Origin of the sequence: Gudongella ferriphila, from assembly GCF_046224405.1 — a bacterium.
Lineage (GTDB): Bacteria > Bacillota > Clostridia > Tissierellales > Tissierellaceae > Gudongella.
Genome location: NZ_JBJXRK010000005.1, coordinates 1 through 22,629, shown reverse-complemented (window position 1 = coordinate 22,629; position 22,629 = coordinate 1). Strand labels below are relative to the sequence as shown.

General features: G+C 43.5%; 15 protein-coding genes and 2 riboswitches. Of the genes, 1 reads left to right on the top strand and 14 read right to left on the bottom strand.

Translation table 11 applies throughout. The annotated features are described in order from the left end of the window. Positions 1 to 107: 107 nt before the first annotated feature. Positions 108 to 1,808: a 5'-nucleotidase C-terminal domain-containing protein gene (locus tag ACKVDP_RS05055; protein WP_409227722.1), complete on the bottom strand. Its 1,701-nt coding sequence runs from the start codon at positions 1,806 to 1,808 to the stop codon at positions 108 to 110. Positions 1,809 to 1,953: 145 nt separating this feature from the next. Then, positions 1,954 to 2,038: riboswitch (cyclic di-GMP riboswitch) on the top strand. An 83-nt stretch (positions 2,039 to 2,121) separates the two neighbouring features. Next, a riboswitch (cyclic di-GMP riboswitch) is annotated at positions 2,122 to 2,208 on the top strand. 168 nt (positions 2,209 to 2,376) lie between these two features. Here ACKVDP_RS05055 and ACKVDP_RS05050 point away from each other — a divergent pair. Further along, positions 2,377 to 4,434, top strand: coding sequence for a SpaA isopeptide-forming pilin-related protein (locus ACKVDP_RS05050; RefSeq protein WP_409227721.1), 2,058 nt, complete (start codon positions 2,377 to 2,379; stop codon positions 4,432 to 4,434). A 56-nt stretch (positions 4,435 to 4,490) separates the two neighbouring features. Here ACKVDP_RS05050 and ACKVDP_RS05045 read toward each other — a convergent pair whose 3' ends face one another. The 13 genes from ACKVDP_RS05045 to ACKVDP_RS04985 all read right to left on the bottom strand — a co-directional run bounded on the left by ACKVDP_RS05045 (position 4,491) and on the right by ACKVDP_RS04985 (position 22,569). Beyond that, positions 4,491 to 6,509, bottom strand: a complete 2,019-nt coding sequence (locus ACKVDP_RS05045) for a 5'-nucleotidase C-terminal domain-containing protein (RefSeq protein WP_409227720.1) — start codon at positions 6,507 to 6,509, stop codon at positions 4,491 to 4,493. A 122-nt stretch (positions 6,510 to 6,631) separates the two neighbouring features. Next, entirely contained in the window at positions 6,632 to 9,139 is a 2,508-nt protein-coding gene (locus ACKVDP_RS05040) for an S-layer homology domain-containing protein (protein WP_409227719.1), read from the bottom strand. Positions 9,140 to 9,272: 133 nt separating this feature from the next. Beyond that, the gene (locus ACKVDP_RS05035; protein WP_409227718.1) at positions 9,273 to 10,274 is read right to left on the bottom strand and encodes a stalk domain-containing protein; all 1,002 of its coding nucleotides are present in this window, start codon (positions 10,272 to 10,274) and stop codon (positions 9,273 to 9,275) included. Between the two features lie 297 nt (positions 10,275 to 10,571). Beyond that, positions 10,572 to 11,189 carry a TetR/AcrR family transcriptional regulator gene (locus ACKVDP_RS05030; protein ID WP_409227717.1) on the bottom strand — a complete coding sequence of 206 codons (618 nt, stop codon included), beginning with the start codon at positions 11,187 to 11,189 and terminating at the stop codon, positions 10,572 to 10,574. After that, positions 11,189 to 14,299, bottom strand: a complete 3,111-nt coding sequence (locus ACKVDP_RS05025) for an efflux RND transporter permease subunit (protein ID WP_409227716.1) — start codon at positions 14,297 to 14,299, stop codon at positions 11,189 to 11,191. Before ACKVDP_RS05025 ends, ACKVDP_RS05030 begins: the two co-directional genes overlap by 1 nt. A 2-nt stretch (positions 14,300 to 14,301) precedes the next feature. Beyond that, positions 14,302 to 15,507 carry an efflux RND transporter periplasmic adaptor subunit gene (locus ACKVDP_RS05020; protein WP_409227715.1) on the bottom strand — a complete coding sequence of 402 codons (1,206 nt, stop codon included), beginning with the start codon at positions 15,505 to 15,507 and terminating at the stop codon, positions 14,302 to 14,304. 218 nt (positions 15,508 to 15,725) lie between these two features. Continuing rightward, the gene (locus ACKVDP_RS05015; RefSeq protein WP_409227714.1) at positions 15,726 to 16,043 is read right to left on the bottom strand and encodes a hypothetical protein; all 318 of its coding nucleotides are present in this window, start codon (positions 16,041 to 16,043) and stop codon (positions 15,726 to 15,728) included. A 375-nt stretch (positions 16,044 to 16,418) separates the two neighbouring features. Then, complete coding sequence (locus ACKVDP_RS05010; protein WP_409227713.1) at positions 16,419 to 16,727, bottom strand: DVUA0089 family protein; 309 nt, start codon at positions 16,725 to 16,727, stop codon at positions 16,419 to 16,421. Positions 16,728 to 16,968: 241 nt separating this feature from the next. Next, positions 16,969 to 17,367, bottom strand: a complete 399-nt coding sequence (locus tag ACKVDP_RS05005; RefSeq protein WP_409227712.1) for a hypothetical protein — start codon at positions 17,365 to 17,367, stop codon at positions 16,969 to 16,971. Between the two features lie 508 nt (positions 17,368 to 17,875). Then, complete coding sequence (locus ACKVDP_RS05000) at positions 17,876 to 19,111, bottom strand: efflux RND transporter periplasmic adaptor subunit (RefSeq protein WP_409227711.1); 1,236 nt, start codon at positions 19,109 to 19,111, stop codon at positions 17,876 to 17,878. A gap of 28 nt (positions 19,112 to 19,139) precedes the next feature. After that, positions 19,140 to 21,497, bottom strand: a complete 2,358-nt coding sequence (locus ACKVDP_RS04995; protein ID WP_409227710.1) for an ABC transporter permease — start codon at positions 21,495 to 21,497, stop codon at positions 19,140 to 19,142. After that, entirely contained in the window at positions 21,497 to 22,156 is a 660-nt protein-coding gene (locus ACKVDP_RS04990; protein ID WP_409227805.1) for an ABC transporter ATP-binding protein, read from the bottom strand. The genes ACKVDP_RS04995 and ACKVDP_RS04990 overlap by 1 nt, the downstream gene beginning before the upstream one ends. Before the next feature lie 206 nt (positions 22,157 to 22,362). Beyond that, entirely contained in the window at positions 22,363 to 22,569 is a 207-nt protein-coding gene (locus ACKVDP_RS04985) for a type II toxin-antitoxin system YafQ family toxin (RefSeq protein ID WP_409227709.1), read from the bottom strand. Positions 22,570 to 22,629: the final 60 nt, after the last annotated feature.

Here is a 22,629-nt window from a genome sequence, read left to right as displayed (position 1 = left end):
TTCTACCTATTACATTGCATAAGGGAGGAAAATGTACCTATGCAGATTCAAAAAAAGACAAAAAAATTAGAGGGGCTCTCGCCCCTCAGATATACTATGGTTGTTTTCTATTGTGGTATCATTATAATCTGGCCTGGGAAGATCAGATGTGGATTTGCAAGGCTGTTATACTCTGCAAGAACTCTCCAGTCCACTCCATATGCTCTACCAATCTTGGACAACCAGTCTCCTGACTTAACTGTATAGGCTATGTCAGCTGGTGCTGGCTCGGGAGTCTCAACCAATGGAAGGGCAACTATTCTGCCTTCTATTGCCGGGCTTACCTCAGGATTAGCTCTTAGATAAGCTTCAAGAACCTCTGAAAGAAGACCTGAGTATGCAAGGATTTCCTTGCCTTCGAACATTGTGTAGCCGTCTCCACCTGCAGCAAGGAAGTCATTTGTTACCAGTGTATAGGTTGCTTCCATGTCAACAGGCTCTTCACCTATCATAAGCTGGGTTATTCTTGATCCCACCTCCTGGTTTGGATCAAAGATATAGCTCATTCCACTTACATGTGGGAAGTGTCCAGCTGTAGCAGGGTAGTCCTTGACTCCATGCTCCAAAGCTGCCATAAGCTCTGCTCCGGTCACTTCAATGTTTGTTAATACATTTGTGAATGGGAATGCAGTCAATACATCACCTAGGGTAATATCTCCCGCTTCAATGCTTGCCCTGATTCCACCACCATTTGTAAGGGCAACATCCGCTCCTGATGCAACTATCATGGCATCGGTGATAAGATTACCCAGGTTTGTTTCACCTGATCTAACATTGTCTCTCAGACCGTCAAGGGCTACAGTAGTGCTTCCTACTACCTCCTCCTGCATCTCCTCGATTGGTGCAGTGGTTTCCTCAATCAATCCAGCTATATACTCATCTGCCACAAGCCCCTTAAGGTCTTCATACGGATGTTGGGTCGATTCGAATACCGGTACTCCATCAACCATGGATACCTTTACAACTCCAATGTGGCTCAAATAGTTTCCAGCCTGTACAATATATGCACCATTTCTCTCCTCGCCTGTAACATGATGGCTGTGACCATCCACTATAAGGTCTATGCCTTCAACATTGTCTGCCAGGGTGTAGGCTGTGTCAACTGACGATCCGTCAATCCCAAGGTGTATAAGTGCGACTATAAGGTCAACCTCCATCTCGGTAAGAGCCTCAACAGCTGCATTTCCCGTCTCGATAACATCAGCGAACTCTATTCCTATTGTATTGTTGGGATGTGACTTTGTCTTGGTCCCCTCGGTGGCTATACCGAACACTCCAACTCTCATTCCATTCTCCATCTCATATACCATGTATGGGTCAAAGTCTGAGGTTCCGTCTTCCTTGACCACATTGGCCCCGAGAATGTCGAACTCGGCCATTGCCTTAAGTTCAAGCAGTCTTTCGTAGCCAAAGTTGAAATCATGGTTACCTGGTACCATTGCATCGAATTCCATGGCATTCATCACCTCTACAACCGCCTCCCCCTCAGTCAGGTTGGCAGGGATCGTACCGTGGAATGAGTCTCCTGCATGAAGCAACAGAAGGTTTGGATTCTCTTCCTTCAATCCATCCAGGAAGGTCTTCATCTTTGGATAACCCAATGTGCCGTCAAAATCATTCTCTTCAAGTCTTCCATGTACATCATTAACATGGACAATCGTCAGGGTCTCATGTCCGTCAGCGAATGAAGCCGTGGCTGGCATTATCATCAGACCAAGAACCAGTACAAATGACATTACCATACCGATGATTCTTTTGTTTCTCAACATTGTCTCTCCTCCTTTAATTTATCTTTTTAATGCGCAATAACTATATACCCCTGATGACAACGTTTTACCAACCTTTTTAAATATATGTTTTAATAATATGTTTGTTTAGCCATTTAAATAGGTGGTATAAATAGGTAAAGAGAGAAACATAAAAAGGCAAACCTTGTGAAAGCAGGGGGCGCAAAGCTCGAAGTCTACAGCCATCTGGCTATGATAGTTCAGCTGCTATGTGAAAGCATGGCAGCTTTTCGTATTCAATCAGGAAATAATTGTAAGTGTTGGGATGTATTTGCCAAATCAATATTAAGCCTACAGCATACAAAGGCAAACCTGTCGAAAGTCAGGGGCGCAAAGCTTGAAGTCTACAGCCCACATCGGGTATGGCCGTTCAGCTGCTATGTTAATCCATAGCGGCTTTTTGTTTGGATAACTATAAGGAGATGAAGCCTATGGGAAATGAACTGTTGAATTAAGAAGACATAAATATTTCAAGCAACACCACTGCATGCACAAGCGATACATAGACTCACAAGCGTAGAGTCTAAAAACAAGAAAAGGAGTGAGAATAATGATGAGAAAGTATAGCAAGCTGCTTACGTTTCTAATAGCTTTCTCGATGATACTGAGCATGCATGTATCCTTTGCTGTGCCGGAGTATATTGATTATGAGGGCAATGACAGCTACACCTACAAGGAAAATTCAAACAAATCCAGTACTTGGTATTTTGATGAGGATGGCAATAATGTTGATGGTCCTACGGACTACTGGGTTAAGTTCAAGGTATCTGGAGATGAGCTAAGCTTTGAGACCAATAATCTGTCACTTGATCTGGTTTCCATAAAAGGAGGCCCCATGTACAGAGTTTACACAAACTTGGGATCAAGTGAATCTGGGCTTACAGCACCCTTGAATGAAAATGGAAATGAACCCTACGAACCCTATGGAATATCCCATTATTCATTCGAACTGGATGAGATTATCCCACCTCCTCCACCAGAGAAGGCTGATGTGAGAGTGGAGAAATCCATTGATGACATGGAAGATGAAGAGAGCCTTGCAGGATTTAAGTTTGTATTACAGCAAAATGATGAAACAAAATATGGCCCTGTCACAACTAACAGTAGTGGATATGCACTGTTTGAGGATGTTGAGCCAGGCACCTACGATGTAGTCGAGCTTCTTACAAATGATCAGAAGGAAATCTACACTCCTGAAAAGGATGTAACCGTAACTGTTGAAGAAGATGAAGAAGGACTTGTAAGGATTGGCTTTGAAAACAGCAAGGTTCCTGAAGATGAAGAACTTGGAAGCCTTATTGTTCACAAGAGAATCATGAAGGAAAATGGAAGCATAGTTGGAGCCCTTGACGGCGGTAAGTTTACAGTAAGACTGACTGGTCCAAATGATTATGACGAAGAGAAAACCATCAACGAACCAGACGAAAATGGTGAGCATGTAGTATTTGATGATCTTCCATTTGGAACCTATACACTTTCAGAAACAAAGATTGATCATGAAGGTAAAACTTACGGAGATCCAATCTTTGCCACATCAGGAAACAAGAACTATACTGTCTTAAATGATTTTGATGGTTTGGTCTACAAGGACACAGTAACAATTGAAATTGAATCTACTGGACAGGAAGTAATCTGGTTGATAAATGTTTTGGAAGAAGCACCACCACCTCCTCCTGAACTAGGAGAAATAGAGATATCCAAAGCATTGGTTGACGAGGAAGGCGAAGAAATAACTGATGACAACACCAATTTCACATTCAAGATTGAAATAAAGGTTGCAAATGATGATGAAGGATTTGATTGGGTTGAAATCGATGAAAGTCCTATTATCCTAAAAGGTGGAGAATTTGAAAAACTAACAGATTTACCACTAGGTGAATATAGGATTACAGAAATAAATATTCCAGATGGATATATGCTTCATGAGGATACTGACAATCCACAAACAACCACTCTTGAAACTAATGGGGATGTGGATGAAGTAATGTTCACAAATGTAAGAGAGGACGATACTCCTCCACCTCCTGAGCTAGGAGAAATCGAAGTAACCAAAGTCGTTCAGAACAGATTTGGAAACGGGATTAGCAGCAGCACAAGATTCTACTTCGAACTTCAAATGTTCAATGATGATGAAGAGTGGGAGGTAAAGGAAGAAAAATCAATCCTTGGCAATGGAACCGTTACCTTTGATGATCTTGAGGATGGTCTCTACAGAGTTAGGGAGGTCAGAATCAACAGTGACTTCAGACTTTTCTCAAACAATAATCTTGAGGTGGAGGTTGAAGATGCTTCCTCCGAGGAAGTTGAATTTATCAACAGACTCCGTCCACCACAGGATGACGAGGATGATGACAGACCACCTAGACCTAGACCAGAGCCTGAAGAAGAGGAAGAGGAAATAATTACCGAGGTATTGCCAGAAACAACAGTTGTCCCAGAACCTGAACCAGAAATAGTTGTTGAAGAAGAACCAGAAGTTGAGGTTGTGGAAGAAGTAACACCACTTGCAACACTTCCAAGAACTGGAGCTTCCGACCCAGCAGTATTTGCAGGATTTGGAGCAGCTTTCATGGCACTGGGATTGTTTCTTAAGAAGAAAAGATTTTAACTAGGAGCACTCAATAGGAGGTTTCCCTCGAGGGAAACCTCCTTTTATTGTAATTATTAGTTTCTTGGTATCATAATCTTCTGTCCCGGGAAGATCAGATTTGGGTTTGAAAGTTCATTGTACTCAGCCAATACCTTCCAGTCAACACCATAAGCCATTCCAATCTTGGACAGCCAGTCCCCAGGCTTGACTATATACTCAATATCATCCTTTGGTGGTTCAGGTGTAGGCTCTGGAACCGGTTCAGGTGCAGGCTCCATCGGGGCAACTTCAATTCCATACTCGGCTAGAACCTCATCTGGAATCAAGCCCTGCATTATCATATCATCCGCATTTATCGCCTTGGCATTGTAGCTTCTTCCATCCTCTGATACAGGAAGCTCAAGATTTCCAGCCTTTATCTCTTCAATAAGATATGGTCTTAGAGGATGATCAAGATCAGCACCTACAACCTCCCAGTTGTTGTCAACCACTGGTGCAATAGGGGTGTTTTCAGCAATATAATCTGCAATATAGCTTCTAAGTGATTTTGGATCAGACTCAAAATATGGCTCTCCACTGATGATTCCCATACTCTTCAGGCCACCGTATCTGTAGTTGTTTATGGCAAGCTTAAGTGTATCCTCTGGCATTACAGGCTCACCTTCAAACATGAGGTCAACTATCCTCTCGCCAGCGGGCTTTGTTATATCCACCTTGTAGTCCACTCCCTGGAACATGTCGTAGTTGTAGCCCCTTATGTTGGGGTTGAAGCTTATGTTGATGTCACCAGGTGCATAGGTGTTGTAGTAGCTTGCTGACCACTCCATGTAATCCTTCAATTCTGCCCCTGTTACCTCAATACCGATAAGAGTATTGGGATACTTGTAGATCTCAAATATGTCGGCGTAGGTTACATCCCCCATTCTCAGATTTGAATTCTGGCTGAAAAGTGCTGCTCCTGCAACATCCGCTCCTGTGGCCTCAAGCTGTGCGATATTAATCAGGTCCATTACACCTGTATCTCTTATCTGCGCCTCTGGAATTCCAGGAATTTCAGATGGAGGTGCAAAATCCTCCTCTACCTGTCCTATTACATCCACAAGGAAATCTAGTGTGTTCTGATGGTACTCAGCTGCATATTCCCTCAGCTCTTCACTTGCTGTATACTCCGCAACATCAATTACCTGAACTCTGCTGTCATCAATAATCCATACATCGTCCTCCATAGCAAGGTCAAAGTCAAATCTCACTACCTGTCTTCCTGCATCCCTTGCGGCTCCTACAAGTGTGTTTCCAACCTTCTGGCTTTCAGTGACATGTGCATGTCCCGTAAGTACTCCTGCTATCTCAGGATATTTTTCCACGAAAATCTCCGCTCCATCCCCAGAGCCTTCATACTCCTCCTCATAGCCTATGTGTGAGGTTACAAATATTAGGTCTGCTCCCTCATCCTTCATCATTTCAATATGCTCTCCCACTGAATCGGCAGGATAAATGAATTCCAGCTCCGTTACCTTTGGTCCGTCCCATCTTGGGATGTTTGGATTTGTAATTCCAAGGATTCCAACCTTTACTCCGGCAATCTCCTTGATTACATAAGGAATACCAGTCAAGTAATCACCGCTGTGGGAATATTTCACATTTGCTCCAAGTATTGGGAATTCTGCCTCATCAACAATCTTGTCAACCAGGTCAAGTCCGAAGTTGAACTCGTGGTTTCCAAGAACCATTGCGTCATACCCCATGAAGTTCATCACATCAATAACCGGATGTGCAAGGTCCAATCTTGTGTTGTACAGGTCGTCTGAAAGGATTGTACCTTGAACGGTGTCACCGTTGTCCACCAGCAATGTGTTTGGATTTTCCTCCCTGATTGCCTGAATGACCGAGTATACCTTTGCCATTCCCCTGTCCTCAACATCCACACCATCCTCGTAGGAATAGTTGTAGATATTTGCATGCAAGTCGGTTGTTCCCACAATGGTTATGGTGACTTCATGCCCATCTGCAAAAGCCCCGGCGGGCATTACAAAGGCACTGAGAACCATTACCAAAGCAAGGGCAATGCTAAGTAGCTTTTTGTTGAAATACATCAAAACATTCCTCCTTATACATAGTTTATTGGCCTACACTATAATTCTACCCCTACTGCAAGAATTAAACATTTAACAAGAAAAAAGATGGAGCAAAAGCTCCACCTCCTTCTCTATATCATCTACCTTACAAATATTATCTCAACCTCAATATCAATCTCAGGGTTGAAGACAACTGAAACCGTGTCACCGGACCTTACCGAAGAGTCTCCAAACACCATGTAATCAGGTGCAAGCCAGAACTCCTCGCCATCAAGTGATATTCTCTCATTTCTTGTGCTTATTGATGTCACCTCAAATCTCACACTGTCAGAATCCAAAAGAACATTTGCAGCAATTACCTTCCCATCCTCAAGAACAAGCTCAACAAGCTCATCTGTGCTCATTGAGGGAAGAACTGCAAAATCAGCCACATCAAAATCCACTGAATCCCCTTCTGCGTTCGTTCCAGTGATCTCATCGTCCCTTGAAGGGTTGAATGCGTACTCAAGCAGGAGTATCTCAACATCCACAAATTCATCATCAAGCACGAAGTCAGTGAACACTATTGTGTGGGCGGTACTGTCTGAACTTCCAACAGAAATTTTATTTCCAAGGTTCATATCTGTAATGTCCTTGTTTGTGATCACAAGAGCCCTCAGTTCACTATCGCTGTCTATTGTATCCATAAGTTCCCTTATTGATATATTGTCAATTCTGGTGGCAACATCAGCCTCCGTATTTACAATAAACACGTTTGTTTTTGAGGTGAAGTCATAGATTTTGGATTCAGTTGCAATTGTCATTCTGCTCTGATCAATCTCAAGCCTACCCCTTGAGTCCTTCAGGACATTCTCAGCGTTTGCTTCAATATATTCTGGTGTAGCTATCCTTACCAACCTGTCAATCAGGCTTCCATCATAAATGAGGTATCCCACTGATCCTCTTGTAAAATCGTCAAGTCCAGCAGATCCGGAAGGGTTTCGTCTAAGCAGCACTGAGAAGTTGTCCGTTCTGTAGCTTTCCTCGCTTCCATCCATAAGAAGTACATCCAGGTCTCTTGTTCCAGAGTCACTTACAAGAATCATCTTTTCTGATACTTCAATTTGTCCACTTATAAGCTGAAGAGAGTCATTTACATCCAGCAAGAACCTAACCTCATCATCCTCAAGAAATATCAGATCATCAGCTGCATTGATGTCCATCAGTGTAAAGAAGTTGGACCCATTAATGGTATAGACAGGTCTCTTGTTGTTAGTAGCCCTTATCTGGAATAACTCATCGTCGATCTCCACGTAGAATACATCACTTGACTCCCTGATTCTCTCGTATTCACCAGTAAACTCTCCATCTGTCCTTACAATGGCATAGCCATCGTATACATGAACCACATCTCCCGCTTTAACCTCTGACAGCTCCATTTCAAAGAAGTCGCCAGCCTCAAACCCAACTACATGATCCAGGAAATATGAATCTTCATCTGCTGATGGGTAATCAGTCCATACCATTATCTCTTCCCCATCATCCTCAACATCAATTACAGGTGCAATGTCTTCAAACATATATGCCTCAATGAAGAAAACAACATCTCCCTTGACTGTTACCCTTGCAAACTCAGCTACAAAGGCGCCATCCAAGGTTCCGTCTGAGCTGTCATTATCCTCAACATAATCAAGATAATCGTATGCCTCCTCGTTCAGGTAGACACCATAAAGCTGCTCAATAGACCTAGATGAGCTGGCTTCCTCAATAACATCAAAGTAGTCACCGGTACTTAGCATAATCTCAAGGTCCATGGCTGCAAATGGACCGGTGTAGTAATCATAGCTACCATCAACTACAGCACCAACAAGGTTGTCATCCTTGTCAATTGTTACATCGACAACCTTTCCAAGGAGCATTTCCGGATCCATGCCACTTGTCAGAAGAAGTGTCACTTCATCATCCTTCTCAAATCTCAATTCTGCCTCAGGAGAATTTGTTCCCTCACCAAGAATTACCACAGCCACTTCATTTTCATCCAGGTTTCCGACTCTTTCATTTTCCACAACTATAGCCTTGTAGACCTCTCTCTCGGCCATCAGTCTCTTCATAACGGTATTGTACACCATCTCAAAGACCTTTTCCCTGGTGGCAGCAGCATTGTAGTTGCTGTCTGGAACTGTCACTCCTTGTGTTATGCCCTGCTCAATAGCTTCGATAATGTATGGAGTTGCCCACTGTTCGCCGGTAAATCCAGTTGTATTAACCTCTGCTTCTGTTGTCCTTACAAGAATTGTTATGATCTCCGCATAGGAGATATTCCTGTCAGGTCCGAAGGTTCCATCAGGATAACCGTTAACATACTGCATGCTTGTAGAGTAGTTGATGTACCCGTTTGCCCAATGGCTCAATGGTACATCTGAGAATGCGCAAGGTATTCCCTTAAGCAACTCCGATGCTGACTCTGCATCAAGTGCCCTTGCAACCATGGCTGCAACCTCAGATCTCCTGATTGGGTCATTAAGCCTGTAGCCTCCTGCATCCCCCAATACAAGTCCTTCCTCAATAAGCCAGTCCACCTTCTGGTTCCCTGTCTGTGCGCTTACAAATCCAAATGATCCAAGAACCATTACCAGTGCCAGCACCAGGGATAATATCTTTTTGTTCATAATATCAATCCTCCTTTATCTATACATCACAGTTCTAATATACCCATTCAACTGACAAGTTATCAGATATGAGTCATTGTAAGTACATAAATTAGAAATGCCTGGAAATATTTCCAGGCATTTCTAATAATTATTAATTTTTAAAAGTATCTAATGTTTTTTCTGTGTCATTATCGATTATTAATCCATCTATAGTTGCTTTTGGGAAATCATACTCAACATCGTAAATTATATCATCCATTAGGTCCTCTTGATCTCCAGAACTTAATCTATCCCAGTCTCTCTTATAAACGAACACATCAAGAAATATTGTTCCTGTAGTCGATCCATATGCTTTTATTTCTTCTATACCTCCAAATCCAACATATTCATCCTCAAGATAATCTACTAAATCACTTAAAGTTGTACTGGAAGTACTTGATGATTTACTTATTGAAACTACGCCTCTTGAGCTCACAGTAAATGTTGCCAACTTGCTATCATCAAAGTCATCTTCAACATATCCCTCAATATCTGCATCAGGGAACTGATCCAATACATCGTCTACCATTTTTTGGATTGTTGACTTAACATCACCATCATCATAAGCATTTTTCCAGTAATCTACAGCTGCATTGGTATTAAGATTTACATAAACTCGTATTTCAATATCATCCGTCTTGCCTTTAAGGATAATCTCATCAATGCTCACATTTCTTGTGAACCTTGTATAGTCATCATTCAAATCTTTTTGCATATCATCGAGGCTATATGATGATTTTTCCTCCAACTTCGCTTCCAATTCAGCTATTCTAGCCTGGAGAATCAGAATCTCATACTGAGCTGAGGGATCCACTCCACTCCCTGTGATGTCAATCCTGTAGGTCTGTGGATTAAAACTAACCTCATACCCAAGCATCTGGCTTATTCCCCTTAGCGGTACATAGGTTGTTCCCTCGTAGATGAACGGCTCAATTACCTTGCCATTTACGTCTGTTGCCTGCTTATACTGATTGTTTACAAAGATTGTAACATTTCTGTACTGAGCTTCAATGGTCTTGCCCATCCAAGCTGCAAAGCCTGTTGTTGAGAATGCCATAGTAAGCATAAGAACTGCAATTATAATGGCAATTCTTCTATTCCTCTTGTTGTTCATCTTCTTTCCCTCCTATTGTTTTCACATTATTCTCTCAATACCATTCTACTCTCTGCACACTTTTTTGTCAAAGTAATAACGTGTAAAATGTTGATTGTAACTGGATTGTAAACAATAATCCAGTTCACAATTCATACCCTTCTGATGACTTTAAGAAAAATCAAAGATTTTTAAAAGTCTATCACTGGGCACGTGTCAGATCACAGTTCTCAATTAAATGAGCTTGAATTATGGCTCAATAATGGCCAACTCAACTAATATTAATCACTTAGCTTTAATTTAAATCTTAAAATCTTTTCATTGTGAATTGTGCATTGAGATTTGTGAATTATCTTTTCCCAGTCCACTAAATATTAAATCTATGATCCTTTCCATCTGAACCTCTTCCGGTTTCTGGTTGAATATTATGCATTGCACAACATAGTTTTCATTTATTGCACCCAGGATTATGGCGGTAGCGGACTTTGTGTCAATTCCCTCTCTCAGCTCACCTGCTTCAATTCCATCCTTCAGTACATCCTCAACAAGCTGGAATATCTTCATCTTCCATCCAAGCATCTCCTTCTTGATATCTTCTGAAACGCTTGTTGAATCTGTCATGGTGTTCTCTGCCAGCTCCATATGGCTCTTTATAAAGCTGCCGTGGTTGTTGGCAAAGGACAGAAGCCTGCTTTTGCAGCCCTTCCCTTCTGAGAGAGCCTCGTTTACATCATCATAGTAGTCTTGGGCAATGAATCTGATCATTTCCTCAAACAGGTCCTTTTTGCTGTCAAAGTATTCATAAACGGTGCTCTTGCCGATTTCAGCCTCCTGGGCAATCTCACCGATCTTTGCCCTGTGGAATCCTTTTTTGCCAAATACCCTTATTGCAGCCTGGATGATCTGGTCTCTTCTTTCCTCTCTTATGCCAGCCATCAGTCCATCACCTCTTCCGACTCTTCATTCCTTCGGATTTTGGCCTTTGTCTTTTGGGACAGGTCATCAAGGATTGTATACATTACAGGTACGACCACAAGGGTCAGCAGTGTTGAAAGGATCAATCCCCCGATTACAACGCTTCCCATGGGAGCCATAAGCTCAGCACCTTCCCCTATACCAAGGGTAATCGGAATAAGGCCAAGGATGGTTGTAAGGGTTGTCATAAGAATTGGTCTGAGCCTAATTGGCCCTGCTGTCTCGATTGCCTCTCTTCTCTCCAAGCCCTGCTTCCTTAGGGTGTTGATGTAGTCAATGAGGACTATACCGTTGTTAACCACAATTCCCGAAAGGATTATCACACCGATCAAGGCTGTCACTCCAAGGGCTCTTCCAGTAAGGAAGAGACCCAGGGCTCCCCCTGAAAAAGCAAGGGGTATGGTAAACATTATGATAAAGGGATAAATCAGGGACTCAAACTGTGCTGCCATAACCATGTAGATTAGGATGATGGCAAGTACCAGTGCAAGACCAAGCTGCTGGAAGGCATCGATCATCTCTTCGTTCTCTCCACCGATTGAGTAGGAATACCCGTCGGGGAAGGAGTACTCTGCAAGCTTCAACTCCACATCAGAAACTATGCTGTTTAGGTCCCTGTCAACAATCTGGCTGCTTACAGTCACAACCCTTTCCTGGTTTTCCCTGTTTATGGATGTGGGCCCCTTTTCAACTGTGACATCAGCTATCTGGCTCAGTGGGATGTTTGTTCCCATTGGGGTTGATATCTCCATATGCTGGAAGCTTCCGATGCTCTCCGTGATTTCACCTGTGGACCTGATTACAACATCTATTTCCTCGCCGCCATCCTTAAGCCTTGTGATTGTGCTGCCAGCTGCATTGCTCCTTACGCTGGATGCCACCTGGGCCGAAGTGAGACCGTAGGTTGCTGCAAGCTCCTTATCAACAAGGACCCGAATTTCAGGCATGGAGTCGCTTATGCTTGTGCCTACCTCTCTGGTTCCGTTAACCGACTCCACAATATCCTTGATGTCCTCGGAAATCCTTTCAAGTTCCTCCAACTCCGGTCCCTTAATTGCTATGCTGATGGGGCTTCCCGATCCGATCATGGCTGTTGATGATGCCTCTGATACTGAAATTTCAGCACCTGGTATCTCCTTCACTTTCCTTCTGATTTCCTCTGCAACCTGGGCCGTCGAACGGTCCCTTTCTGACATTGGAATAAGCAACAGTGAAATGGATGAGCTTCCTCCTCCGCCCATTCCCATCATCATATTGCCTCCACCGATGCTGGTTGAGATAATATCAAGCTCGGGTATGTCCAGTATCCTTTCCTCAACCTCCTGGGTAACCTTGTCTATCTTATGGATTCCAGAACCCAGGGGCAGGTTTATGGACATGTTGATCATTCCTTCATCTGTTGATGGAAGGAACTCCATTCCCACCACAAAAAGGCTTGCAACGCTTCCTGCAAATATTGCAAATGCCAACAGCAGGGTCAGCTTCCTCCTCCTAAGGCCAGTGGAAAGAAGCTTTCTGTAAAGCCTGTCCACCCTGTCATATACGCTGTCAAAGGCATTGTAGAGCTTCTCAAGCTTTCTCTTCTTCCCCTTCTCCTTGTCTGCAACCTTCAGAATCTTTGAAGAAAGCATGGGGATAAGGGTAAGGGATACTACCAGTGATGCGGCCAGGGATAGGGTAACGGTCAGGGCAAAGTCCCTGAATATGGTCCCCACAATTCCCTCGACAAACATTATGGGCACAAACACCGCAATTGTTGTAAGGGTTGATGCGGTTATGGCCATACCTACCTCTGTCGCTCCCTGGATTGCAGCTTCCTCCCTGGAGTATCCCTCCGAATTGAACCTGAAGATGTTCTCAAGAACGACTATGGCACTGTCAACTAGCATACCCACAGCAAGGGCCAGACCTCCAAGGGTCATCATATTCAATGTGATTCCGTTAAAGTACAACAGGATAAACGATGTTATCAGTGATATGGGTATTGCCACACCTATTATCAATGTTGTCCTCAGGTTCTTGAGGAATATATACAGGATAAAGACTGCAAGGAGTGATCCAAGTATTGCATTCTGGGCGACGGTGTTGATTGATTGCACGATGAAATCCGCCGTATCCAGGACAACATCAATTTTCACATTTGGATAGTCCCTCTGCAGCCTGTCCACTTCCCTGGCAATGTCATCTGATACCTGGACAGTGTTCCTGCCGGACTGCTTCTGGATGGACATGGTGATGCTGTCATTTCCGTTTGTCCTTGAGATTGAGCTGATGTCCTTTCTTACAAGGTTGACCTGGGCAATGTCCCCAAGCCTTATGACATCACCTGAACTGAGGGGCACCGGCATGTTCCTGATATCATCAATTCCCTGGAACTCTCCCGTTACCCTCACTGAAAGGTCCTGGTCACCCTTGCTGACACTTCCTCCTGGAAGGTTCAGGTTGGATGCACTGATCATCTGGGACAGCTGGGCAGAGCTTAGCCCGTAGTTTGCCAGCTCGTTCTGGTTCACTGCAATTTCAATCTCCCTGGAGTATCCACCAAAGATGTCCACCGATGCAACTCCGTCTATTCTCTCCAGCCTCTGGCTGAAGGTATCCTCCGCAAGGTCCTGAAGACCTGCAAGGTCCCCTTCTGTTGAAAGGGATATCTGGACAATTGGAATGGAGTTTGGGTCAATCTTCATAACCATAGGAGTCTCCGACTCCTCAGGCAGGAAGCCCTTTACCATGTCCACCTTTTCACGCATTTCCAAGGCGGCCATATCCATGTCCACTCCGAAGTTGAACTGAGCTATTACAATGGAGGATCCTTCCGAGGATATGGACGAAACCGTATCGATGTTTGCAACAGTTGAAATGGCGCCTTCAATCTGCCTTGTAACTAGGTTCTCCATCTCCTGGGGGGCTGTACCTGAATAGCTTGTCACAACAACTGCAACCGGTACCTCAATTTCAGGAAACAGGTCAATTGGAAGCTCTGTCAGGGATATTGCACCAATTAAAACCACAATAAGGACTATCATGGTTATGGTGACTGGTCTCTTAACCGATAGTTTAGAAATATTCATAACTATTCACCCCTGACTACTTTCACCGTCACACCATGGGAGACATACTGCTGGCCTTCGACAATGACCTTGTCACCCTCTGATATTCCAGATACGATCTGTACTCTATCTCCTGTGTCAAGGCCTGTCTGGACCTGTCTTTCAACAGCCCTGTCATCCTCCACGATGTAGACAACCTGAATGTCGTCCCTGTCCACCACTGCATCAGATGGGACCACAATTGTATCCTCGGCCCTGTCAAGGTCAAGCTTCACTGAACCTGTCATACCGGACCTGATTCCATACTGGCTGTTATCAACATATATCCTGACCTCATAAAGCTTATTCATAGGGTCGGCGGATGGGCTTACATAGCCAATCTCGCTTTCAACATAACCCTCAAAGGCAGCAGGCACAGATATCTGTACCCTCTGTCCCTCTGACAGTCTGTTTATAACATTCTCCACCACATTGATCCTGATGTAAACTGTGTCCATGTTAACTATTGTTGCAGCTGGCTGTCCGCTTGCTGCAATCTGTCCCTCCCTGACACTGAGGGCTGAAACCACCCCTGTCATTGGAGACTCCACCACTGTGTTGCTAAGTCCGCTTTGTGCCTGCTGGTAGGAAATCTGGGCCTGTGAAAGCTGGCTCATTGCCTGCTGGTAGGATATTTCAGCCTGTGTAACCTGTGACTGAAGGGCATCAAGGTTAAGCTCGCTTGCTCCAAGCTCCGCCTGCTCAAGCTGGGCCTTGGATACTGCCCCCTCCTCATACAGGGTTCTTGTCCTTTCCAGATTAAGCTGGGCGTTTTCTATCTGTGATTTGTTCAGCTCATAGTTGATCCTTGCAGCATTAAGGCCGTTCTCTGCCTGGGCAACGCTTTTTCTTGCCAGCTCCACCCCATTGGCAGCCTGTGATACTGAAAGGTTCATATCTGTCTGCTCGATGGTGAAAAGCACATCTCCTTCATTCACCTGGTCTCCAAGCTTTACATTAAGGGCCACAACCGTACCCATTGCCTTTGGAATGACGGACACCTCCTGGTCCGCTGAAACACGTCCGTTGATGGTAACCGAGTTCTCGATTGTTCCCAGCTGGGCTGACTGCACCTCAACTGCAGTAAAGCTTTCAACGGCAGCCTCTTCTCCTTCATTTCCCCTGCAGCCTGAAACAAAGGCTGTTATCATTATCATTACCAAAAGTAGTGATATTTTTCCTCTATTCATATTAAACTCCTCCTGATCTAATTGACATAATTCAAAAACCGAATGGTCGGTCGGCAACTAATATTATACAAAACCATAGGTCAATTAGCAATGGAGAATGTGTTAAGAATTCGATAGAATACAAAAAGATTCTTCGTTGCGTATAAAATTGCAACAATGTATGATGCAATCCTAACCATAACGAAGAATCTTCACTAGCTTATCTTTTATCAAAATCTTTATCTAACTGAAAAATTATCCAAGTAATAATAAACAGATATAATGGAGTCTAAAGAATATGCAGTCACTTTTATTTCAATACTTTCTCCTCTATAATCGGTTAAATCAATGTTATACTCTTGCCATCCATTGCTACTACCATTCCATCTTCTCATTTCAGTCCCATTAATAGAAAAATACATCCCATCAAAGCTTCCATCATTACCTACAATTTGATATTCAAAATAAAGACTGCCAGGATTGGTATCGGAGACTACTATATTTTGGGAAATTGAGGTTGTGCCTCCTCCTCCAATAATACCGTTTCCATCTGACATATATACATAATTATTATCACTATCGGTTATAATCTGAGGTAATGACCCGGAATATATAACCGTCCAACCTTCAAAATCTCCTGTTTCAAAATCACCATTTTTTATTGTACTTACAACATCATCCCTGACTATCCTCTCAGATTTCGTTCAGGTCCACACCGTACGTGCGACTTTCACCGCATACGGCGTTCCATCGATAATAGAATGTGTAAATCAATACCCCCATATTGATTTTATAATACTATTTTACATAGCATAAAAACATAAGACAACAAATATATTCAGTAGATGTCAACTTTTATGACAAAAATGAAGCTCCGATTTTATACGAAGCTTCATTTTCTCAGTTATATTTTACATTACTCCACATTAGTATTAATCTTCATAATCTAGTGTCAATTGGTAGTCACCATAGCTCAAACCCCAACCTGCAACTTCTAAATAATAGTTACCAATGGCCAAATTTCTAATAATTAATGGTTGAAGATTTCCTCCACTATCATCATTAGATTGAATTTGCACCATATTGACATCATATAGGTAAAGCATCGGGTCAAAATTACTGGTTGTAAACATAACGTACGTATCTTCTGTTGCAACTACAAAATTGTATAGTTTGCGATCCCCACTTTCTTCTAAACTTCCACTAAGTGTTTCCCCAACTTCAATTCTAATTCCTTCCATTTCATCCCTGACTATCCTCTCGGATTTCGTTCAGGTCCACACCGCACGTGCGACTTTCACCGCATACGGCGTTCCATCGACAATAGAATGTGTAAGTCAATACCCCCATACTGACCTACACTTCTATTGTATACAGCATTAAATTATCTGACAATAATTTTCTCATAAGTTGTCATTGCTCGTGACAAGAAAAGCTCCAGCAAAAAATGCTGAAGCTCTTTCTCTTTAACAATCACTTTACTTAATTATCTTGTTCTCCAACTGTTACATGATGACCCTCAGTATTTCTTAGGATTATTGCATTTTCAAGATAGTAACCATAGTCAGGAAGTGTTATGCGCAATTCTCCATAAGGAAGATTCTCAGAGACTACACCTGATATGGTTAGCGTACCGTCACTTGCAGTAGTTCCTGTTACGGTCATATCCATGTCATTTAAAATTCCACCTGAATCTGGGTATTCTGGTTGCCCTCCTCCATCGGGGAGGATTATGAACGAAACTTCAACTTCTGTCTCCTGAGCTAAGCCATGAATGTAAAGTGTAAAATCATCTCCGGCATCATAATGCTCCTGTGTTAAGCCACTTGTAGTAATCTCATCCCTAACTATCCATAAGGATTTCGTGTAGGTCCACACCATACGTGCGGCTTTCACCGCATATAGCGTTCCATCGACAATAGAATGCCTTAGGTATCCCCCAATACCTTGTTAACCCCATTGTATTTAATACTGTAAAGCATTTCAACCCATATTACTGAAAAACTTAAAATGGCATGTTCTGTGACAAAAAAGAAAGCTCCGGTTTACCCGAAGCCTCCTTCAATTACTTATTTTGTACCATTTCCTCACTAACCTTTATTGTTAGCGATCATTACCATCCCTGACTAACCTAACTTGGTAAATCATTCCTCACTAACCTTATCTTAGGTTTTCGTGCAGGACCACACCGTACGTGCGACTTTCACCGCATACGGCGTTCCATCGACAATAGAATGTTCTGTACCCCCATACAGAGTATTTTCTTTATGATATCAACATTGCTTTTATGTGTCAATAGATTGAATTTCAGATTTCTTAGATATTATATCTTAACTATTCCTTGCATCCTTGCATTTTTTCTATTTTGTTATTGTTCATTGTAAGCTGTTCACTGAATCATTACCTCAACAGCCTTCCCTTCCTCCAGCTCACTATCCGGAGACTGGATAACAACATCTCCTTGGGAAAGCCCTGAAAGCACCTCCACTTCCCTTCCGCTCCTTATTCCAGTCTCGACTTCACGAAGGGTTGCAGTTCTATTCTCAACAACAAACACATGATCCTTGTGGTCAATTGTGAATACGGAATTCTCGGGGATCAAAAGTGTCTCCTCACTGGAGTCTATAATTATCATTATCTTAAGGTCATAGCCAGGTCTTAGTCCCATTGGAACGGAGTCCATTTCAATGTCAACCTTTATCCTCTTCTGTTCAACCCCAAGGTCTGATATCTTGCTGAAGGCATTGGGATGTATTTTTGTAAGCCTTCCTGTGGTTTCAATCCCCAGGTCTGTGTTTGTAATCCTGACTTGCTGTCCTTCCTTCACTTCCGCAATTTCACTTACAAGGATATCGCTTTGGATGTACAGGTCATCTGTATCCCCAAGCTCAACAAGTCCCATTCCAGGCTGAAGGAAGCTTCCCTTCTCCACCATCCTGTGAAGCACAGTTCCCGAGGTGCCTGCAACAATTGTGTAGTCTTCCCCTGAGGAGGCCAGCTCCTGTTTCTGAAGGTCAATCTGCCTGATCTGGGCTTCGTACTGGACTATGAGATTCTGTGAAGCTGGGCTGTTCAATTGGTCCAGCTGGAGTCTAAGCTTCTGCAGGTTGGTCTTTTGGGTCTCAAGACTCCTTTCAGCTGACCTTAATTGGTCTTGACTGATGGCTCCTGCCTCATACAGGGTCTTCGTATCCTCCAGCCTTTCCTCTGCCTCCTGTATGTTCCCTGTCAGCTGATTTATGTCCAGCTGAAGGCTTCGTATTGCATTGGCATCTCCAGCCCTTCTGGCATCATTCAAGGCAGCCACAGCGGCACTTCTCTGGGCATCCAGCTGAGCAAGCTGATAGGAAAGGGTCTCCGAATCGAGCCTTGCAATAACATCACCTTCAACCACAATGTCTCCAACCTCCACCAGGACCTCTGTGACCTTTCCTGCAGCTGGTGAATACACCTGGATGTTGTTTCTTGCCATTACGGTGCCTGTCTCCTCCACAAAGTCCTCAATACTCCCTCTTCCTACCTGAGCACCATTGACCTGTATGCCGTTTCCCTGATTCATAAGGAAAAATGCAACAGCACCTGCAGCAACAACAAGGGCTCCAACTATCAAAATCTTCTTTTTCATCCTCTCACATCCCCGTAATAGATTAGAATCAAGATATCCTGTTCTTCAAGGCATCTATAAAATTAAGGTTCTTAATTTTCTTGTAGGTTGCAAACTGTGCAACTATAACAAATACAATGGTACCTATTGCTGAATAGACATAGACAAAGGGTTCCACTATTGCCGGTATTGTGTACATTTCAGTTGACACTGAATCAACTATCCCCTTGCACATTGAATACCCCAGGGGCATTCCAAGAATCAGTCCGAAAAAAGTCATAAAGGCATTTTCCCTGGTTACCAGCCTGAATATCTCCTTTTTTTCAAAGCCCAGAACCCTAAGGGATGAAAACTCCATGATTCTCTCGTTTATGCTTACTATTGTTATGTTGTACACTATGGCAAAGCCCAGAACACCTCCAAAGAGCATTAGGGCACCCATTGAAGCTATAATCATGTCCATGTATTCCATCAGCATATTACGCATATCCTGGACAGAGTTTATAGCCTGGATGTTCCTCACATCCCTAAGGTCTGGAACGATATCGTGGTCCGTAAAGATCAGGGCTCCTGTCACCAGGTCCTTTTCCTCGAGGATCTCATACATCTGATCCAGGTCCATATATGCATTTTTTCCGAAATATTGTTCAACCACTGCCTTGACCTGGATTTCCTTTCTTACCGCCTCAGGAAGCACACTCTTGATTGAGATCATATCCCCTGCCTGGACCTGAAGCTGCCTGGCAAGGATATCCGTGAGGATTATCCCCTTGCCCGGAAGCTCAACATCCATTCCCGAGGATGTCCTGAAGCCATACATCTGGGTGTCCTGGTCCACCGCTATGACAATTGCGGTCTCCTTCCTCCAACCATCCGCCAGCTCAAAGCGCAGCTCAACCTTGGGCTCAATACGGTCAACCTTTGTAAGCTTCTGAATCTCCAGCAGAGAATTCTTTCCCTGAGGGGCTGAAAAGTCAATGCTGTAGTCCATCCTCTGAAGCTCAGAGTACTGCCTGTCAAACAGGGTATTCCAAACTGTTGACATAAAAACTGGGACCATTGTGACCGCATAGGTAAGTGCAACGCCAATGACCAGGAAAGCAGCCCTCCTCTTTGTCCTTGAGATATTTCGAAGGACCATCTTCCAGCTGAAGGTAACCCTGCTCCACAGGCCCTTGAAGCCCTCTATCCACATTCTCTTTCCTGCCTTTGGAGCCTCCGGTCTCATTGCATCGGCAGGTGAGATCTTAAGGACGCTCCTTGCTCCGAAAAACCCAGCTATGATGCAGAAGGCTGTTGTCAAGAGGACCCCATATATCAGGTACTTGTTGTCAATGGTCGACCTGAATAGAGGGATGTTCATGTAGAGAATGTATATGTTAACCAGCATCCTCGATACTGGTATGCTTATGAGAATTCCAAGTATTGAACCTGTGAATCCTATTGCCATGGAGTATTTGATGTAGTGCATAAGGATCTGGGAATTTCCATAGCCAAGTCCCTTCAACACCCCAATTGCAATCCTGTCCTTCTTCACTATCCTTGAAAGCATTATGCTTATTATTACCGATGCCACCAGAAGAAAGATTATTGTCATGGACCGGGACATAAGGTGAAGGGAATCCACCTCCTGCATCATAACGCTGTGGCTAAGGTGATCTTCCCTTGTTATTACGCTCCTTACCCCGTATCTTTCCAGCATGTCCTCAATATCATCTGCAATCAGGTCCAGCCTGTTCTCATGACTTGGATGGACCTTCACAACTATGCTGTTGTAGCTTCCGTGAAGTCCAAATGCGGACTGGGCGAACTCCTCAGGTACAAATACTACCCCAAATCCCTTTTCATCCGGAAGTAGGGTCTGCTCATTCTCCATTAGATATATGTACTCGGGACTTCCAACTTCGGAAACCACCTCCAGTGAATACTCTGTCCCTCCAATAAATGGATTCAGGGTGTCCCCAAGCCTCATTTCACGTCCCCTGTAGAACTGCTGAAGGACACCTACGGTTCTTGTGCCTGGCCTCAGCTCCTCTCCCTCGATTACATAAAGGCTGTTTATCTGGTCCTCAGTTGAGGGTACAGAGACTACCCGCACCCTTACCTTCTCATCAGCATCCTCAACCCGCAGAGGTACATCTGAGACGACTCTTCCCTGGACCTGACTGATCCCATCTATTTGGAGCAGGTCATCAACTGCATTTCCAGGAACCCTTGAAACATCCACAAATATATGGGCAAAGTTCGTCTCATTGTAATACTGCTGTATTGAATTGTACAGCTGGTCTGCAACCATTGAAAAGGATACATATACCAGGAGGGCAACAATGACCACAACCACAATTGATATGAAGGATCCCTTTGATTGCCCTATTGACCTTAGGAGTCTCTTGTCCAGCTTTTTCATCACCATACAATCCTTTCAGGGTCGATTGGATTCTCGTTTTCCTTGATTTCTATTATCTCACCGCTTCGCATCTTTATTACTCTGTCACCCATCTCTCCGATTGGCACGTTGTGGGTAATGATTACAACGGTCTTCTTGTACTTTTTGTTTATGTCCCGAAGCAGGGCCAGTATCTTTATTCCAGTTTCAAAGTCAAGGGCTCCTGTTGGCTCATCACAGAGAAGAAGGTCGGCATTTTTTGCAACAGCACGGGCTATTGCGACCCTCTGCTGCTCTCCTCCTGACAGCTGGGCCGGGAAGTGGTCTTTCCTGTCTCCAAGACCAACTGTTTCCAGGACCTCATCAATATCCAGGGCATCCTTGCAAAGCTCAGTTGCAAGCTCAACATTTTCCTTTGCTGTCAGGGTTCCCATCAGGTTGTAGAACTGGAACACAAACCCCACCTTGTCCCTTCTGTAGGCAGTAAGCTTCTTGTCGTTAAAGCCAACTATGCTCTCTCCGTTCATGGTCACATTACCCTCTGTAGGCTGGTCCATTCCTCCAAGGATATTCAAGAGGGTACTTTTCCCTGAACCGCTGGGACCAAGAATAACAGCAAACTCACCATTCTTTATCTCTATATCAACATTCTTTACAGCAGCCACCGTCACCTCACCCATCTGATAGATCTTGCTCAGGTTCTCTGCCTTAAGTAAAATATTCTCGCTCAAACTATCTCACCCCCCCATAACCTCATTTTACCACTATTGCGCTAAAGTGGATACAGACCTTGTAAATTTTCTGCCCAAAAAATGAGAAAAATGCACAGCTACCCAAATTCGATTTGCTGTGCATACTGTAATCTTCTTTCTTGTTTTATAAACTACTATCTAAACAAATCAGAATGACTTCCAATGCGATTGAGCATTAATATCAATTTGTCATCCATTATTTCGTAAATCAGGAGCCAATCTGGTTCTATATGGCATTCACGAGTCCCTCTATACTTTCCGGTTAATCCGTGATCCAGATATCTATCTTCTAATTTATCTCCGTTTGCAAGAGTTTCAACGTAAGCGTCCAATAAAAACATGTATAAATGAACAAAATTTTAGCGGCTGATTTTCAGCCGCTTGTTTTTTTATAATATTTT

Bases quoted from the DNA above. Each gene is read 5' to 3' on its own strand.
- ACKVDP_RS05030 (WP_409227717.1), bottom strand. From the start codon at position 11,189: ATGGCTGGCATAAGAGAGGAAAGAAGAGACCAGATCATCCAGGCTGCA.
- ACKVDP_RS05010 (WP_409227713.1), bottom strand. From the start codon at position 16,727: ATGGAAGGAATTAGAATTGAAGTTGGGGAAACACTTAGTGGAAGTTTA.
- ACKVDP_RS05020 (WP_409227715.1), bottom strand. From the start codon at position 15,507: ATGAATAGAGGAAAAATATCACTACTTTTGGTAATGATAATGATAACA.
- ACKVDP_RS05045 (WP_409227720.1), bottom strand. From the start codon at position 6,509: ATGTATTTCAACAAAAAGCTACTTAGCATTGCCCTTGCTTTGGTAATG.
- ACKVDP_RS04990 (WP_409227805.1), bottom strand. From the start codon at position 22,156: ATGGGTGAGGTGACGGTGGCTGCTGTAAAGAATGTTGATATAGAGATA.
- ACKVDP_RS05015 (WP_409227714.1), bottom strand. From the start codon at position 16,043: ATGTCAGATGGAAACGGTATTATTGGAGGAGGAGGCACAACCTCAATT.
- ACKVDP_RS05035 (WP_409227718.1), bottom strand. From the start codon at position 10,274: ATGAACAACAAGAGGAATAGAAGAATTGCCATTATAATTGCAGTTCTT.
- ACKVDP_RS05025 (WP_409227716.1), bottom strand. From the start codon at position 14,299: ATGAATATTTCTAAACTATCGGTTAAGAGACCAGTCACCATAACCATG.
- ACKVDP_RS05050 (WP_409227721.1), top strand. From the start codon at position 2,377: ATGATGAGAAAGTATAGCAAGCTGCTTACGTTTCTAATAGCTTTCTCG.
- ACKVDP_RS05040 (WP_409227719.1), bottom strand. From the start codon at position 9,139: ATGAACAAAAAGATATTATCCCTGGTGCTGGCACTGGTAATGGTTCTT.
- ACKVDP_RS04985 (WP_409227709.1), bottom strand. From the start codon at position 22,569: ATGTTTTTATTGGACGCTTACGTTGAAACTCTTGCAAACGGAGATAAA.
- ACKVDP_RS05000 (WP_409227711.1), bottom strand. From the start codon at position 19,111: ATGAAAAAGAAGATTTTGATAGTTGGAGCCCTTGTTGTTGCTGCAGGT.
- ACKVDP_RS04995 (WP_409227710.1), bottom strand. From the start codon at position 21,497: ATGAAAAAGCTGGACAAGAGACTCCTAAGGTCAATAGGGCAATCAAAG.
- ACKVDP_RS05005 (WP_409227712.1), bottom strand. From the start codon at position 17,367: ATGGTGTGGACCTACACGAAATCCTTATGGATAGTTAGGGATGAGATT.
- ACKVDP_RS05055 (WP_409227722.1), bottom strand. From the start codon at position 1,808: ATGTTGAGAAACAAAAGAATCATCGGTATGGTAATGTCATTTGTACTG.